This is a genomic window from Pseudomonas bijieensis (assembly GCF_013347965.1).
In the GTDB taxonomy this organism is placed as follows: domain Bacteria; phylum Pseudomonadota; class Gammaproteobacteria; order Pseudomonadales; family Pseudomonadaceae; genus Aquipseudomonas; species Aquipseudomonas bijieensis.
On sequence record NZ_CP048810.1, the window covers coordinates 97,076 to 114,174 of the forward strand.

The 17,099-nt window shown below is 57.5% G+C and carries 12 protein-coding genes and 1 pseudogene; 9 read left to right on the forward strand and 4 right to left on the reverse strand.

Going from position 1 to position 17,099, the window contains the following annotated elements; genetic code table 11:
• Positions 1-20 precede the first annotated feature (20 nt).
• The 4 genes from dctA to GN234_RS00450 all read left to right on the forward strand — a co-directional run bounded on the left by dctA (position 21) and on the right by GN234_RS00450 (position 5,655).
• Positions 21-1,346, forward strand: a complete 1,326-nt coding sequence (gene dctA / locus GN234_RS00435) for a C4-dicarboxylate transporter DctA (protein ID WP_109753248.1) — start codon at positions 21-23, stop codon at positions 1,344-1,346.
• Between the two features lie 140 nt (positions 1,347-1,486).
• Positions 1,487-2,791 carry a CitMHS family transporter gene (locus tag GN234_RS00440; protein WP_116832722.1) on the forward strand — a complete coding sequence of 435 codons (1,305 nt, stop codon included), beginning with the start codon at positions 1,487-1,489 and terminating at the stop codon, positions 2,789-2,791.
• 92 nt (positions 2,792-2,883) lie between these two features.
• Positions 2,884-4,137, forward strand: coding sequence for an OprD family porin (locus GN234_RS00445; protein ID WP_176687604.1), 1,254 nt, complete (start codon positions 2,884-2,886; stop codon positions 4,135-4,137).
• 261 nt (positions 4,138-4,398) lie between these two features.
• Entirely contained in the window at positions 4,399-5,655 is a 1,257-nt protein-coding gene (locus GN234_RS00450) for an MFS transporter (protein ID WP_176687605.1), read from the forward strand.
• Between the two features lie 203 nt (positions 5,656-5,858).
• Here the strand turns inward: GN234_RS00450 and GN234_RS00455 are convergent, their stop codons facing one another.
• Both GN234_RS00455 and GN234_RS00460 read right to left on the reverse strand, forming a co-directional pair.
• A complete protein-coding gene (locus tag GN234_RS00455; protein WP_176687606.1) occupies positions 5,859-6,746 on the reverse strand; it encodes a GntR family transcriptional regulator in 888 nt (295 codons plus the stop codon).
• Between the two features lie 117 nt (positions 6,747-6,863).
• Complete coding sequence (locus tag GN234_RS00460) at positions 6,864-8,180, reverse strand: CitMHS family transporter (RefSeq protein WP_176687607.1); 1,317 nt, start codon at positions 8,178-8,180, stop codon at positions 6,864-6,866.
• A gap of 349 nt (positions 8,181-8,529) precedes the next feature.
• Here GN234_RS00460 and GN234_RS00465 point away from each other — a divergent pair, with 349 nt between their 5' ends.
• The 5 genes and pseudogenes from GN234_RS00465 to GN234_RS00485 all read left to right on the forward strand — a co-directional run.
• Positions 8,530-11,136 carry an aconitate hydratase gene (locus tag GN234_RS00465; protein WP_176687608.1) on the forward strand — a complete coding sequence of 869 codons (2,607 nt, stop codon included), beginning with the start codon at positions 8,530-8,532 and terminating at the stop codon, positions 11,134-11,136.
• Positions 11,137-11,167: 31 nt separating this feature from the next.
• Positions 11,168-12,316: a 2-methylaconitate cis-trans isomerase PrpF gene (gene prpF / locus GN234_RS00470; protein ID WP_176687609.1), complete on the forward strand. Its 1,149-nt coding sequence runs from the start codon at positions 11,168-11,170 to the stop codon at positions 12,314-12,316.
• Positions 12,317-12,393: 77 nt separating this feature from the next.
• The gene (locus GN234_RS00475) at positions 12,394-13,620 is read left to right on the forward strand and encodes a lactonase family protein (RefSeq protein WP_233459507.1); all 1,227 of its coding nucleotides are present in this window, start codon (positions 12,394-12,396) and stop codon (positions 13,618-13,620) included.
• Positions 13,621-13,647: 27 nt separating this feature from the next.
• The gene (locus GN234_RS00480) at positions 13,648-14,400 is read left to right on the forward strand and encodes a transporter substrate-binding domain-containing protein (protein WP_176687610.1); all 753 of its coding nucleotides are present in this window, start codon (positions 13,648-13,650) and stop codon (positions 14,398-14,400) included.
• Between the two features lie 90 nt (positions 14,401-14,490).
• A pseudogene (locus tag GN234_RS00485) lies at positions 14,491-14,727 on the forward strand (chemotaxis protein); the annotation flags it as partial.
• Between the two features lie 139 nt (positions 14,728-14,866).
• Here GN234_RS00485 and GN234_RS00490 read toward each other — a convergent pair.
• Together GN234_RS00490 and GN234_RS00495 are read right to left on the reverse strand one after the other, a co-directional pair.
• Positions 14,867-15,775: a fumarylacetoacetate hydrolase gene (locus tag GN234_RS00490; RefSeq protein ID WP_233459508.1), complete on the reverse strand. Its 909-nt coding sequence runs from the start codon at positions 15,773-15,775 to the stop codon at positions 14,867-14,869.
• Positions 15,776-15,789: 14 nt separating this feature from the next.
• Entirely contained in the window at positions 15,790-17,055 is a 1,266-nt protein-coding gene (locus tag GN234_RS00495; protein WP_176689535.1) for an MFS transporter, read from the reverse strand.
• Between the last annotated feature and the right edge of the window lie 44 nt (positions 17,056-17,099).

Consider the following 17,099-nt stretch of genomic DNA (forward strand, 5'->3'; position numbering starts at 1 on the left):
GCATCAGAACAATTCTAAAAATGGGTGATGCCATGAAAGTTGTAAAATCGCTCTACTTCCAGATCATCTGCGCCGTGCTGCTGGGCGTGATCGTCGGGCACTTCTGGTCGCAACAGGCAATTGCCTTGAAGCCGCTGGGCGATGCCTTCATCAAGCTGATCAAGATGATGATCGCGCCGGTGGTGTTCTGCACCATTGTCACTGGCATCGCCGGCATGAGTGACAAGCGCTCGCTGGGGCGTCTGTTGAGCAAGACCCTGCTGTTGTTCCTGGCGCTGACGGTGATTAGCCTGATCATCGGCCTGGTATCGGTCTACCTGTTCAAGCCTGGCGCGGGGATGAACATCGATCCGACGCAGTTGAGCACCAAAGGACTGTCGCAGTACACCGACTCCGCCGCGAAACTGAGCGTGGTGGACTTCTTCATGCACATCATTCCCGACACCTTCATCGGCGCCTTCAATAAAGGCGAGGTGTTGCCGGTGCTGTTTATCGCGGTGCTCAGCGGATTTGCCCTGTCGTCCCTGGGCGAGCGCGGCAAGCCTGTGCTGCAGGTGCTGGAGTCAGCTTCGCACATGGTGTTCAAGATTTTCTCCTACCTGATGCGTTTCGCTCCGATCGGCGCTTTCGGGGCCTTGGCCTTTACGGTGGGGCAGTACGGCATCACGTCGTTGGGCTCGCTGGCCAAGCTGATCATGACCTTGTATATCGCCTGCGCCTTCTTCGTCTTCGTGGTGCTGGGTGGCATTTGCCGTGCGCACGGTTTCAGCCTATGGAAGCTGTTGCGTTATCTGCGTGAGGAGTTCCTGGTGGTATTGGGGACGTCCTCGACCGAACCGGTGATGCCGCGGATGTTGGAAAAACTCCAGGCCCTGGGTTGCAAGAAAGGCGTCGTAGGGCTGGTGCTGCCGACCGGTTACTCGTTCAACCTCGACGGTACGGCGATCTACCTGTCACTGGCGGCGATCTTCATTGCCCAGGCCTGCAACATCGACCTGACGCTGACCCAGGTCATCACCATGCTGGCGATCATGCTGCTGTCGTCAAAGGGGGCCGCGGGTGTGACCGGCAGCGGGTTTGTCGCCCTGGCCTCGACCTTGACGGTCATCCACGACATTCCCCTGGCGGGCCTGGCCCTGTTGATCGGGATCGACCGATTCATGTCTGAAGCGCGGGCGTTGACCAGCCTGGCGAGCAACGCCGTCGCGACCGTGGTGATCTCCCTCTCGGAGAATGCCTGTGACCGCGAAGTCCTGTTGCAGACCCTGGATGGCAAACCTGCCCTGACGCAAGCCCCGGCAACGGACTCGAGCTGGGACGGCGCGAAGGTCGCCAAACACATCTAGCCGTTCACGGCTGATTCGACAGCACCGCGTAAGCTTATTCAATCCCTCTGCGCCAGGCACACCTTCGTGTTGCCTGGCGGGTGGGAGGGCGTGCGCCTGGGTGTCTGCCAAGCTACTCATAACAACAAGAGATCTGACATATGCTCGCTTTACTTGGCTTGGCCATGGTGGTGGTCTTCACCTTCCTGATAATGACCAAACGGCTGTCGCCGATCGTCGCCCTGACGGTGGTGCCAATAGTCTTTGCAGTGATCGGCGGTTTTGGCGGGACCACCGGCAAGATGATGCTGGATGGCCTGAAAATGGTCGCGCCGTCGGCGGCGCTGCTGTTGTTCGCGATCCTGTTTTTCGGCCTGATGATCGACGCCGGCTTGTTCGACCCGCTGATCCGCAAGATCCTCAAGCGGGTCAACGGCGATCCGATGAAAATCGCCGTGGGCACCGCACTGCTGTCGCTGTTGGTGGCGCTGGACGGTGACGGCACGACGACCTACATGATCACCTGTGCCGCGATGTTGCCGCTGTACAAGCGCATCGGCATGAATCCGATGATCCTGGCAACCATTTCCATGCTCTCCTTGAGCATCATGAGCGGCATGACCCCTTGGGGCGGCCCGGCGACCCGTGCGATCGCAGCGCTGGGCCTGGATGCCGGCGAGTATTTCGTGCCGTTGCTGCCGACCATGATCGGTGGTGCGGCGTGGGTGGTGTTCACGGGGTTCCTGCTGGGTCGTGCCGAGCGCAAGCGCATCGGTAACGTCCAACTGCAAAGCGGCGGCGGTGACTGCTACATCAACGCGATCATGGAGGACACGCCGCACAAGCGTCCGAAGCTGGCCTACGTCAACCTGCTGCTGGTGGTCGCGGTGATGGTCGCGCTGGTGATGGGGATCATGCACTCGGCGATTCTGTTCCTGATCGGTTTCGTCCTGGCGCTGATGATCAACTATCCGCAGCTAGATATTCAGAAGGAACGCATTCTCGCCCACTCGGGCAATGCCATGACCGTGGTCCTGCTGGTATTTGCCGCGGGCATCTTCGCCGGGATTTTTTCCGGGACGAAAATGGTCGATGCGTTGGCACAAACCCTGGTCGACTGGATTCCGCCTTCCTGGGGCCACCTGTTCCCGCTGGTGGTGGCGATTACCAGCATGCCGTTGACCTTCGTATTGTCCAACGATGCCTACTACTTCGGTGTCGTGCCGATCCTGGCCAATGCCGCGGCGGCCTACGGGATTGATCCGGTGGAAATTGCCCGGGCGTCGATTCTTGGCCAGCCGGTGCACCTGATGAGCCCATTGGTGGCCTCGACCTTGTTGCTGGTGGGCATGGTCGACCGCGACCTGGGCGACTTCCAGAAAGCTACCGTGAAATGGGCGGTACTCACGTCCCTGGTGATTACCGCGCTGGCCCTGCTGACCGGTGCGCTGACGCTGTTTTCCTGATTCACCCGACAACCTTAGCTTCTTGCCTGACACACCCCCGCAAGCGGGGGTGCGCCGGCCTGCACGCCAAATAACAACAACGAGTAACTCGAATGACCACTTTGCTTACCCGCGGGGCTTTGTTTCCAATCCTTGGGCTGTTGCCCCTGGCCACGGCCAGCGCCGAAGGCTTTATCGAGGACAGCAAGCTCAAGCTGCAATTGCGCAACGTCTACTTCAACGAAAATTTTCGCGACGAGCACGGGATGAGTGTACGGGCGGCGAGGACCGCCAAGAGTGAGCGCACCGAATGGGCGCAAGGCTTCCTGCTGGATTACCAGTCGGGCTTTACGCCGGGCACCATTGGCTTTGGGGTCGATGCCCTGGGCCTGCTCGGGGTCAAGCTGGACTCCGGGCGTGGCCGCAGCGGTACCGGCCTGCTACCGGTGCATGACGACGGCCGCGCCGCCGACGAGTTTGCCAGCGCGGGCATGACCGCCAAGGCCAGGCTGGCCAAGACCACGCTCAAATACGGCACCTTGCTGCCCAAGACCCCGGTGCTGGTCTACAACGATGCGCGACTGTTGCCCCAGACTTACCAGGGCACCCAGATCACCAGCAGTGACATCGACAACCTCACTGTCACCGGCGGGCATCTGGAGCGTTTCAAGCTGCGGGATTCGAGCGACAGCATGCCTATCGTGCCCGACGGCTATGGTGGCGATAAGTCCGGTGACTTCAGCTATGCCGGCGCCGACTACAAGCTGGGCAAGAACATCCGCCTGAGTTACTTCTATGGCGAGCTGGAGAATTTCTATCGACAGAACTTTGTTGGCATCCAGCATGATCTGCCCCTGGGCGCCGGGGTGTTGACCAGCGACCTGCGCTACTTCAACAGCGTCGATTCGGGGTCGGCCTACGGCGGCAAGATCGACAACGACATGCTCAGCGGATCGCTGTCCTACGCCGTTGTCGGCCACACGTTGAGTGCTGGCTACCAGACCCTCAGTGGCGAGGCAGGTCTGCCTTATATCAGCGGTGCCACGGTGTACTCCTTCAGCAACGTCGGGATCGGCAAGTTCATCGAGGAAGACGAGAAGACCTGGATGCTCGGTTACGGCTATGACTTCGCTCGCCTCGGTGTGCCCGGCCTGACGTTTTCCACCCGCTACCTGAGCGGTAATGACGGCAAGTCCAACACCACGGTCAAAGAGTGGGAGCGTGACGCAGAGATTGCCTACGTGGTGCAGCAGGGTACGTTCAAGGGGCTGGGGGTGAAGTTGCGCAACTACGTCTATCGCTCGGATTATTCACGAGGTCGTGACAGCAACCGGATCTACTTCACCTACGATATCGCGCTTTGGTAGGTGATGTAGTTTACCTAAGAAAAACGATGGACCTGTGGCGAGGGAGCTTGCTCCCGCTCGGCTGCGAAGCAGCCGTGAACCGGTGGGTGCGGTATGTCTGTTTACGCGTTCGGCAGGTTTGGGGCCGCTTCGCGACCCAGCGGGAGCAATCCCTGGCCACGGTTTCCTCAGTGGCCTCGGGTTCGTCACGGTGGTTCGGTTCGATTCTTTGCGACATCATGGCGTCAATCAACTTTGGGCAAAACCCTCATCGAGGCCGCTGTGGATCGAAACCTGGACCGACGCAACAACCTTTCCCTGGATGGCCTGAACTTCTTCCTCGCGGATGTGCGTGATGGGTTGGGTCCGTACCTGGCGATCTACCTCCTGGCGGTGCATCGCTGGGACCCGGCCAGCATTGGCGTGGTGATGACCGTGGCGGCGATGGCCGGCCTCGTTGCCCAGGCGCCCGCCGGAGCGCTGATCGACCGGGTGCGCAGCAAGCGCGCCGTGGTGGCCGTGGCGGCCTTGTTGGTGACGCTGGGTTGCCTGGTGCTACCGTTCACTTCTTCCTTCGGCCTGGTGGCGTTGACCCAGGCGCTCGGCGCCGTGGCGGCGTCGGTCTTCGCGCCGGCAATTGCGGCGATTTCCCTGGGCATCACTGGCGCCAGGGCCTTTACGCGGCGTACTGGGCGCAACGAAACATTCAACCACGCGGGCAATGCCTGCGCGGCGCTGCTGGCGGGTGGGTTCGCCTGGTTGTTCGGTCCTATCGCGGTGTTCTACCTGATGGCCGCGATGGCACTGGCCAGCATCGTAGCGGTCAGTTGCGTGTCCGCCGAGGCCATCGACCATGATGTGGCCCGGGGCCTGGAAGTCGGTCAGTCAGTACAGGGGCAGGCACCCTCGGCGCTGCGCGTGTTGCTGGACAACCGCACGCTGCTGTTGTTCGCCATTTGCTGCGGGCTGTTCCATCTGGCGAATGCGGCGATGCTCCCGCTGGTCAGCCAGAAGCTCGCCCAGGCCAATGCACACCTGGCCACGCCGCTGACGTCGGCCTGTATCGTCGCCGCGCAGCTGGTCATGGTGCCCATGGCGTGGCTGGTCGGCGTCAAGGCCGATGCCTGGGGACGCAAGCCGTTGTTGCTGGCCGGCTTCCTGATCCTGCCCATCCGAGGTGTGTTGTACGTGCTCTCGGATGATCCTTATTGGTTGGTGGCGGTGCAGTTGCTCGATGGTATCGGTGCCGGTTTGTTTGGCGCATTGTTTCCCCTGGTGGTGAAGGACCTGACCCAGGGCACCGGACGTTTCAACGTCAGCCTCGGGGTGCTCTCGACGGTGTTCGGGTTCGGCGCGGCGTTGAGTAACAGCTTGGCCGGTTTTGTCGTGCAAGGGGCCGGCTACAGCGCCGCGTTCCTGACCCTGGCGGCGATTGCCGCGCTGGCCTTCGGCCTGTTGCTGGTGATGCCCGAGACCTTCATGCCCAGGCGCGTTTCACAGCCCGGTACGCTTCCCCTATCCGACGGTGAGGTTGCGTGACCACTGTCAGGCAGACACGTTAGCCAATGCTTGTGTTGTTTGAATCATAAAATGAGCTTTATGTAGATATAAATCAATTTGTGGGCTTTATGATTGACTGATCCGACGACTAGCTGGATGCGGTCGATTGGCAAAGTCCAGGCAGGGGAAAGCGAACACGGCCTGTCAGGCCGCGCTTGGGATGAATGAGGGAGGAGGGAAGCCTATTCGAACAGCGCGGGATCTACTTTTTTACGTCGGGCCTGCTCCAGATGCTTGCGCATTTGGTCTGCTGCCGCCAATCGATCCCCGCGTTCCAGGCAGTCGAGGATAGTGAGATGCTCCTCCGCCTGGCCTTTGCGCGGGGCCCGTGTACTGGCTTGACGGTACTCCACCAGCCGACGTAATTGGTCGATGCGCCGCACAGTTTGTTGAAGGAAACGATTGCCGGAACAGGCGGCGAGGGTTTCGTGAAACAGTGAGTTCGCCTCGAACAGCTCTTGAGCAGTCATGGTCAGGTAACCGCCGTTGGCAATGAACTCCTGCTGCTTGCGGCAGCTGGCAAGCATCTCCCGGTCGATCTGGAAGGTGGGTGAGAGCAGGCCTGCCGGTTCGATGGTGGCGCGGAACGAATAGCTTTCCTCATACGCCTCCACAGAGTCAATCATGGGCAGAAGCCGCCATCCTTGACCCGCACGTTGTTCAATCCATCCTTCCTGCTGGATGCGTGAGAGAACCGCTCTTAGCGCTGCCCGAGACACATCAAACCGACGCATGAACTCAATCTCGGTGAACAGCTCTGGGAGCTGTCGGCTAAGACGTAGTTCGGCAAATTTCAGGTAAAGCGGGTCGTCACTGTTCTCCATGACTTCCGAGACGAGATCGCCTAATTCGTCGCTGGAGCGGGCTAGAAAAAAGCCACGGTTGCGATCGTAGATGAGCATGCCCTTTTCGACCAGATGGGCCATGGCAAACTTGACCGGTGTACGTGAAACATTGAGCGTTGTGGCCAACTGTGACTCGACCAGGTGGTGTCCTATATCGAAGCGCTCACGACGCACGTGAGAAACAATGTCACGCGCAATGCGTGCTTGCAGAGGGCTTAGAGGCATTAGATCGAGAACCGAATAGAGCTGACCATGGAATCACCATTCTAGCGCGTCGATAAGCTTAACGGCAGAGGTCGGTTTTTTGCCTCTGCCGTGACTTCGACAGCTTGAAAGCCTGTTTTAGCGCACTTGATAAAACGGGAACGCACCAAACAGAAGGCCGCCTACCAATAGGCCGAAGCTCGCAAAAATGGCCCATTTAAGAGCGAAGCGTTGATGATCTCCGAGATCTACCTTGGCCAACGCAACGAGCAGGTAGAGTGATGGGACCAGTGGACTGAGCAGGTGCACAGGCTGACCGACCACCGAAGCACGTGCGATTTCCAGTGGGGTTATCCCGTATTGAACTGCGGTTTGCGCAATCACCGGCAGAATGCCGAAGTAGAACGCGTCGTTCGACATGAAGAATGTAAACGGCATGCTGACGAGGGCGGTGAATACAGCCAGGAACGGGCCGAAGCTTGGTGGAATTACATGCAGCAAGCTCTTGGCCATGGAGTCCACCATGCCGGTTCCGGAAAGGATCCCGGTGAAAATGCCTGCCGCGAAAATGACAGCTGTAACTGCCAACACGTTCATTGCGTGAGCGGCAATGCGAGCTTTTTGCTGCTCGATGTTTGGATAGTTGAGCATGATGGCGATAGCGAAGCCGACCATGAACAAGATCTGGATTGGCATGGCACCAATGATCAAGCACGCGATCAGGCCTAGCGTCAGGATCAGGTTTGGCCAGAACATCTTCGGACGACGATTTTCATCGCATTCTTCTGCTGAACCGTTACCCAGCGACATGGAACCATGATGGAAGTCATCCAGGTGAAGGATGCCAAGGCGCGTGCGCTCTTTGCGACCAATGACTACAGCGGTCAAGATCAGGCATGCAGCGCCTAGCAGCATGCCTGGAATCATTGGCAGGAAAATCTCCATCGCGTCCACGTGCAGTGCCGCAGCGGCGCGGGCGGTCGGGCCACCCCACGGAGAAATATTCATGATGCCGCTGGCAATGTTCACCAGGCATGTCATGCCCAATACGCTCATTCCCAGTCGCTGGTACAGCGGCAAGAAGGCAGCACAGGCGATCATGTACGTAGTCGAACTATCACCATCGAGCGATACAAGCATCGTCAGAATGGCTGTTCCCACCGAGACCTTAAGAGGGTCGCCTTTCACCACTTTCAGGATGAAGCGCACAAGGCCGTCAAACAGCCCTGCGTCAATCATGATGCCGAAGTAGAGAATCGAGAAGGTCAGCATCACGCCGGTTGGTGCAAGCGTTTTGACGCCGTCGAGCATCATGGCGCCGAGACCTGCGTAGTGGCCTCCAATCAACGCGAAAATGATCGGTATCAAGATCAATGCGATGAGCGCGGAAAGGCGCTTCGTCATGATCAGGTACATGAAACAGATGACCATTGAAAAGCCAAGGACTGTTAGCACGGTCGAACTCCCATTTTTCTAGACGTATGTGGCTCTCGTCAGCCATGTGGCCGGGATAGCGCCATGGCTTTCAGATCGAGACTGGCTCGATACAAATGGGAGTGAAGGTGTCGCTGGGGCATGTGAGCTTGATCATGGTGGGCCTCGATTTTCTTATGTTTATTTTTTCTACCGTGCCTGACCGGGTGCTACGGCGCAGGAGCGAGTGTGCACAGTAGAAATCGTTGGTTGGGTCTGTCCGGTCACGTGGGTGAGATGAATCGGACGATTCAACATTGACCTATATCATGACAAAGTGCAATATTACCCTCACAAAAACATTGCCCGTGCAGCCAGTGAGGATTAGCCAATGCCTATGTCAAAGGGTCGAACCGTTACCGCAAGCGGAATCGAGTACCGTGTCAGTGATATCCGTGGAGTTGTCACTGACCTGGGCGGCGATTACGCGAAGCTGCCTTACAGCTTGCGAATCCTTGCCGAAAACGTTTTGCGTGGTGAGGCTGATCCCGAGGCCGCACTGAAAGTGATTTGTGCCCGCTCCAAAAACTTCGATATCCCATTCCGTCCGGCTCGGGTTGTGCTTCAGGATCTGCTCGGTACGCCGGCATTGGTCGATCTCGCTGGTTTGCGTGATGCCGTCGCCGCAAAAGGCGGCAACCCACGTTTGGTAAACCCAGTGACGCCAACTCACCTGGTGGTGGATCACTCGCTTAACGTCGAGCGCTGGGGTGATGCCAGCGCACTCGCTGACAACGAGGCCATCGAGCGTGAACGCAATGCCGAGCGCTTCCAGTTCCTGGACTGGTGCAATAAGGCATTCAGCAACCTTTCGATTATTCCGTCGGGCAAAGGCATCCTTCACCAAATCAACCTTGAGCGTCTCACCACCGTTGTCGGTACTCAGCGCCGGGGCGATGAGTTGTGGGCTTTTCCCGATACCCTGGTAGGCACCGACAGCCACACCACCATGATCAACGCCATCGGCGTGCTGGGTTGGGGTGTCGGCGGTATCGAGGCTGAAGCTGCAATGCTGGGCAAATCGCTCATGCTGCGCTTGCCGGAAATCGTTGGCGTACGGCTGGAGGGCACTTTGCCGCAGGGCTATTTGGCGACAGACATCGCTTTGGCCCTGACTGAGCAACTGCGCAAAGTCGGTGTGATCGGTTCGTTCTTGGAGTTCTTCGGCCCGGGCGTACCGCAGTTGTCGCTGGCGGATCGTGGAACCTTGTCGAACATGGCGCCGGAATTTGGTGCAACAGCGGCAATGTTCGCCATCGATGACCGTACCCTGCAATACATGCGTATGACAGGACGTGGTGGTCAGATTTCGGACCTGACGCAAGCGTATGCACGTGCACAAGGCCTTTGGCATGACAGCCTTGGCAATGCTGAATACAACCGTGTCGTGACACTTGATTTGAGCTCTGTTGCACGCTCTATTGCCGGGCCGAAGCAACCCCACCAACGCATTGTGTTGGGACAGAAATCGCCTGCCGACCATCTTCCTGGCTGTCTGGATAATGGCTCAGTGGTGCTTGCCGCTATCACCAGTTGCACAAACACTTCCAACCCTCGCGGCGTTATTGCAGCTGGCCTGGTTGCGCGAAATGCACGCAAGCGTGGATTGAAGAGAGCTGCGTGGGTGAAAACCTCGTTTGCTCCAGGCTCCATGGTGGTCTCTGATTATCTTGAGCGTTCCGGACTGAATGAAGACCTGGACGCCTTGGGTTTCAACCTGGTTGGGTACGGTTGCACCACTTGCAATGGTATGTCCGGCCCGTTGCTGAGCACCGAAATCGAAGACGAAATTCGTGCCCGCAAGCTGGAAACCGTAGCCGTTACTTCCGGCAACCGTAACTTTGAAGGCCGTGTTCACCCGCTGGCACGGGAAGTCTTCATCATGTCGCCGCCGCTGATCGTTGCTTACGCTATTGCGGGTACATACCTGATCGACCCGGAAAAAGATGCATTGGGCCTCGACGACGATGGTGTGCCGGTTTATCTCCACGAGTTGTGGCCAAGCGATGAGGAGTTGGCTCAAATCGAAGCAGATAATCTGACTGCGGATTTGTTCGACAAGGCCTACGAAGATGTTCCGCGTGAAGCCGGCTTGATTGCCAGCGATCTGCGCGCCGGCGTCAGTGATCAATATGCTTGGCAAGCGAGCAGTACCTACATCCGCAAACCGCCGTACTGGAGCGATGCGCTGAGTGCGACAGACACCACCAAAGACCTCAGCAACATGCGTGTGTTGGCCATGCTCTCGGACAACGTCACTACCGATCACATCTCGCCGTCCGGCGCGATTCTTCCAGAAAGTGATGCGGGTCAATACCTGCAATCCCATGGCATCGCAGTGCCGGACTTCAACTCCTATGGTACGCGCCGTGGCAACCATGAAGCGGCGCAGCGTGCAACCTTCGCAAGCCCTCGCCTGAAGAATGAACTGCTTGAAGATGGCCGTGAAGGCCCATGGACGTTGCTTCTGCCCGAGAAAGAAGTCACCACGATTTTCCAGGCCGCCGAGATCTACGCACAACGTAAGCAATCGCTGATCGTCGTTGCCGGCAAGGAGTACGGAAGTGGCTCCTCGCGCGACTGGGCCGCAAAAGGCCCTCGTCTGCTGGGTGTTCGTGTGGTCGTAGCCGAAAGCTTCGAACGTATTCACCGCACCAACCTGGCTGGCCTCGGCATTCTTCCGCTGCAGTTTGAGGCAGGTGTTTCTCGCCAGAGTCTGGGCTTGAACGGACGCGAGACATTCAGCGTCGAGGGCATCACAGAAGACTTCCAACCGGGCGCCAGAATCACGCTGGTGATCGAGCGTGAGAACGGTGAGAAAGAGCGCGTCACGGTCGTGAGTCGTCTGGATACCTTCGAAGACGTTCGCTACTTCCGCAGCGGCGGTCTGCTGCCACAGCTTCTGATCGAAAGCATGAAGAGCGCCCCCGTTAACTGATGCAACGCTGATCCGTTGGAGTAAATTTGAAATGACCCAAAGACGTATTCCTGCCGTTTACATGCGTGGCGGTTCAAGCAAGGGCGTGTTCTTTCTTGACGAAAGCCTGCCACCGGCAGGCGCCGAGCGTGATGCGATCCTGCTTCGTGTCATTGGGAGCCCCGATGTCTACGGCAAACAGATAGACGGTATGGGGGGCGCAACCTCCAGCACCAGCAAGGTTGTGGTCATCGGCAAATCCACACGGGAAGACTGCGATGTGGATTACCTGTTCGGTGCTCCGGCTATCGAGACGCCTGTCATTGACTGGTCGGGCAACTGCGGCAACTTGAGCTCGGCGGTCGGCCCATATGCCATCTCCGAGGGGCTGGTGGATGCACCTCGCGATGGCGTGGCAGTTGTCCGCATATGGCAGGCCAATATCCAGAGGCGAATCATCGCCCACGTTCCAATGCGTAATGGCGAGGTCCAGGAAGAAGGGGATTTCGTACTCGATGGCGTAGCTTTTCCTGCTGCCGAAGTTGTCCTGGAGTTCCTCAACCCGGGTGGTTCAGATGGCAGCATTCTTCCAACTGGGAATGCCATCGACGAATTGGACATTCCAGGCCTCGGTCATCTGCCAGTGACCCTGCTCAATGCGGGTAACCCGACCATCTTTATCGATGCAGATAAGGTGGGTCTTAAAGGTACCGAAACTCAAGACCAGGTAAACGGTAATGCTGAGCTGCTTGCACGGCTTGAGACCATTCGTGCGCATTGCACGGTAGCCATGGGGCTGGCTGAAACGGCAGAAGAAGCCACGCGAGTGCGTCCCCACACGCCGAAGCTTTGCATGATTGCCCAGCCTCAAGCCTATCCAGCAGCGGGCGGCAAACAGGTTAAGCCCGCTGACATTGACGTGATTGCTCGGATTCTCTCGATGGGCAAGCTTCATCACGCGATCACTGGTACCGGTGCCGTGGCTGTCGCTGTTGCGGCGGCGCTCGAAGGCACGCTCGTCAATCGCATTGTCGGTGATATCGGTGATCGCCAGGTACGCATGGGCCACACCGCAGGCAGTGTCGCCGTGGGTGCCAAAACGGTCTTGGAGGACGGTGTCTGGGTGGTTGAAAAAGCTGTCATGAGCCGTAGCGCTCGTCGATTGATGGAAGGCTGGGTGCGTATCCCCGAAGTCATCTGATTTGCCACTGTGGATGCCGAGTTTTGCTCGGCATCACACATTTGAATTCGATAATAAAAACAAAAGAGATATCTCTCATGAATGCTTCCGAACTCTCAGGTCATCTGATGTATCGCCGTCGATTCGCTCAGTTGTCTGCCATCGCGGCAGGAGGGATCGTGGCAGGCTTGTTCAACATTCCTGCAAGCGCTGCTTCCTCGAGTGATGAAAACAAAATGGCGGGCAATAAAGCCGCTCAGACTCCTCGGTTTGCATACGTTGGATCCAGGACAACCAAGGAGCGAAATGCACGTGGCGTGGGCATAACGGTTTATCGTTACGACCCGGAAAGTGGAGCCTGTGTGTTGGTTCAAACGCTGGATGAGTTGGTGAATCCGTCGTTTCTAGCCTTCGACAACTCTCAGAACCATCTCTACTGCGTTCATGGCGATCAGAGTGAGGTCAGCTCTTTCGCAATCGATTCAAAATCGGGTGTTCTGACCAAGCTCAATACCGTCGGCACACAAGGTAAGAATCCTGTTCATCTCAGTGTTGACCCCACCAATAAATTCCTGGCTGTCGCTAATTACGCGACAGGCAGCTTCGCCTTATTCCCTATCCGAGAGGATGGCAGCCTGGGTGACTTGTCCCACGCCGAATCGCTTTCGGGTGAAGCTGGCCCCCATAAGGTCGAACAGGGCGGCAGCCACCCCCACATGATTCCTTTCGATCCGTCAGGGCGGTACGTGGTCATTCCTGACAAGGGGCTCGATGGGATCTTCGTGTACCGCGTCCGAAACAATAACGCGAAACTTGAGGCGACTCAGGTCAGCTTGATCAAGACGAGAGAGGGCGCAGGACCGCGCCATATTGTCTTCGCTGCTGACGCTCGTCATGCCTATGTCGTTAATGAACTCGACAGCAGTGTCACGGGCTACGCCTACGAGGCAGATCACGGAACGCTCACGCCGAAGGAAATACTTTCCACCTTGCCACGGACGTTTACGGGCAATAGTCGTGCAGCGGCAATTGTCCTGGCACCCTCAGGCAGGCATCTGTACGTATCGAACCGGGGGCACGATAGTGTGGCCACCTTCCTGATCAGTGAAAGTGGTGAGTTTGTGGCCCTAGGGCACACTCCTTCGCAAGGTCGAAAGCCGCGCTTCATGAATCTGACCCCGGATGGCGCTCGCCTGTTTGTTGCCAACGAGGAAACTGACAATGTCGTCGCTTTCGACGTCGACATAAATACCGGTGACCTGACTGCAAATGGCCAGGTGATCAAAACCGGTAGCCCGGTTTGCATGATTTTCAAAACGACCTGACAGCCAGAGCCTTAGAGGTGAATAGTCATGATTTTAGATATTGCGGCTGTACGTGGTGATTTAGCCCCCAGCGGTGAACTGCGGGTAGCCATCAACTTAGGCAATCCTGTCCTGGCTCAACGTGATGAAACCACCGGCAACCTGGGGGGGGGCTCCGTTGCGCTCGCCAATGCATTGGCGAACGAGTTGGGCCTCGTTGCCAGGCTGACGCCATATGATGCTGCCGGAAAAGTATTTGCTGCGTTGGAGGACGAACTCTGGGATTTGGCTTTTTTGGCTATAGAGCCGGTGCGTGCAGAGAAGATCGCTTTCTCAAGTCCTTATGTGAGTATCGATGGAACCTACCTCGTACGCATGGATAGTTCATTCCAAAAAGCCGCGGACCTGGATGGCCAGGGCCACAGGATTTCCGTGGGCCGTGGTGCCGCGTATGACCTGTATCTCTCACGCACCTTGCAGCACTCTGAACTCGTCAGGGCAGACACCTCCGCGAGCGCGGTTGATCTGTTTCTTGAGCAGGAACTGGAGGCGGCGGCAGGGGTTCGACAGCCATTGGAACGCTTCGCCCGTTCCACTCCAGGAGTAAGAGTGCTGGCAGATAACTTCACGGAAATTCGCCAGGCGATGGCTGTTCCGAAGGCACGGAAAATGGCTGCCGAATACATCGAGAATTTTATTTGCCGTCTTGTGAGGGATGGCTTCGTAGCCAGAGCGTTAGCTGAGAGCGGTCAAAGTGACGCGCGTGTCGTACTGCCAATTTTACCGACTGCTCCCATCTAAGGGGGGCTTCTTGGGAGATCCCCTGGAGCGGGACGAAACCACAGTGGGGCAGTTTTCTATGCACCCTTGCGCTAGGGGGTGTTGGAGGCGTTGTTGGTGGAGATCGCCGAAGGCGTAGCGAGGATCAGCGATCGGAACATTCAGATTGCTTCCGCGGCGGAGGAGCAGAGCGCGGTGTCCGAAGACATCAATCGCAACGTGAACGAGATCAATGACCTGGTGATCCAGGTGAGTGCCGGTGCCGAGCAGACAGCAATCACCAGCCAGGAACTGGCGCGCCTGGCCGAGTACCAGCAACAGTTGGTCAGTCGCTTCAAGGTGGCGTAGATCCCAGCGTCCCGGGCCTTTGGTGAAAGGCCCGGGTTTGCTCAAACGATATCGTCGATCGGGATGTGGTCTGTCTGCGGCTGCATCGTTCGACGCTGCACGATGGTGAACTGACCCAATTCATGCTCATAGAGGTCGATCAGAACTTCTTAGGCACGGGCAGGGGCAGGTCAAAACAGCCGTGGTCAGGTGTACGTCGCGCAGGCAATGGAACCAGCGAAACCAGCTCCTCTTCGACGATTTGATTGTTCATGGCCAACTCCAGCTCGGGGCAGTCGATGCTGAGCCAGTCACCGTGTTGGAGCGGCACATTCGCAGTGCGATGGCTCAAGCTGTGAAACACGTAGTGAACCAGTCCGGGCTCGAGAAACTGCTCGTGTTTCTCCAGGAACTCTTGGGAGTATCGACGCAAACTTTGCCAACGATGCAAGCTCATCCGATGGTGACTTGCCGTCAAGGGTTGGCCATCGCGTTCTATCTGGACGTTGATGGCCAGATCAGCCTGCAATTCCCCCACGATCAAGGCCGGGGCAATCGCACAGGTACGCAAGTGGGCATGGGTTGAAGAAATGGCGTCACGGCTGTGCAATACATGATCGTGAATATCGTTGCCCAAGGTAAAACCAATGAAGCGCAGCGCGCCAAACTGGTCGACCCAGTAAAGACAGACAATGCACGGCTCGCTACTGATGCTTTGTGAATGATAAGGAACCTGCAAGGGGTCGCCGTCGGTCTTGAGCAGTCGACCGTTGCCTTTGTAGTACCAGGCCTGTTCTGTCTTGGCGGTACAGAGGGTGATTTCGCTGATCTGGACCAATAGATTGTTATCGGGCTTTAGCGGCGGTCGGTATTTCACCGCCGCTGGCGTAAGCGGGTAGGGCGTGGACGGCAGGCCATTTAGATAGGACTCCCAGTCCATATTTCGCTCAGCACAATGGGCCAGGGCTTCATAAAGATTTCCCTGGGGAGGACGCACTTCCCGACTTTGACCGGATTTGAAGTCAAAGACACCAAGGCCTCCTTGCGGCACTGGAGAGTCCAGCAACATCACATAATGGGTCATTACTTATCCTCCAGGGTCAAGCGTGCGGATAGGGGGGCATAGTCCTTGAGCCCGTTGAAGAGCGGGTTGGCCTCTTTGAGCCACAAGGACAGCAAACCACCGGTCAAACTTCCGGCCAGTGCCAGGAACAGGATTGCGGTGAGGCCCCACGTCATGGCGATGTAGCCGGCGACGACAGGCGCGACGCCTCCGCCCAGAATCTCTCCGCAGCCCACCACTAGCCCTGTCGCGGTGGCCAATAAACTGGGCGGTACTGATTCGCTGGTCAGCGGGCCGACCGTTATGCAGATCAGGCTGAAGTTGATGAAGGACAAGAAAAATAATTGAAGAAACAGGAGCCAGGGCAGTGGAGGGCTGATGATCAATAAGCCCACTAACAGTGCGCTGATCATGAAGCAGATGGAAACCACGGGCTTGCGACCCAATTGGTCGGACAAGCCGGGAATGACCAGTTGGCCAAAGAAACCACCCAGGCCAATGGCGGAAATGATCATGGCCATGGAGAAATTGCTCAGGTGCAGAATGTCTGTCAGGTAGCTGGGGAGCAGGGCACACAGCACGAACTGGCACGTCAGGATGCAAAGCATCAAGGCAATATTGAGCCGCACATTGCCGCTGGACAGGGCCGTCCTCCACTGGCTTCTGGAGGTGTGTGCAATCGATGCCGTGCTGGGCGCCCGGGTTGGTTGGTAAGTTTTATAGAGATACCAGGCCACTAACAGGCCGGGTAACGAAATGATGGCGAACACGGCACGCCAGGATCCGAACACTTCAAGCAAGACGCCGGCCAGCAGCGGTCCGAGGCACAGGCCGATGATGGGGAACAATGCTTGTTGAATACCCAGATTGAGTCCGCGCCGACAGGGCTGCGAGACTTCATCGGTAACTATGATACTGACTGGGGTGAATGCACCTTCACAGACGCCCATCAAGGCACGCAAGAGCACCAGGCCCACCAGGCTGGTGATCAATGCGGACGCACCGGCCAGGAGGGATAACAGGGTGATCGACAGCACCAGCAACTTCTTGGTGCCCAATACCCTGATGGCGGCACCCATGAACAGGGCCGAGCCTCCCCATGCGAATGCCAGGATGGCCGACAGCATGCTCAAGTCCTGATAGTCCAGGGCCAAGTCACGCATGATCACCGGGAACAGCGGCATGATGATGAACCTGTCCAGCCCTACCAGCCCGAAGCTCAGCGACAAAAGCGTGATCATGCGTCTTTCATAGCCGCCCCAAGGTCGAGCGACCAGATACTTCATCTCCATGTTCTTTCCCCTTCTTTCCCTAGCGCTTTCGAAGCTCT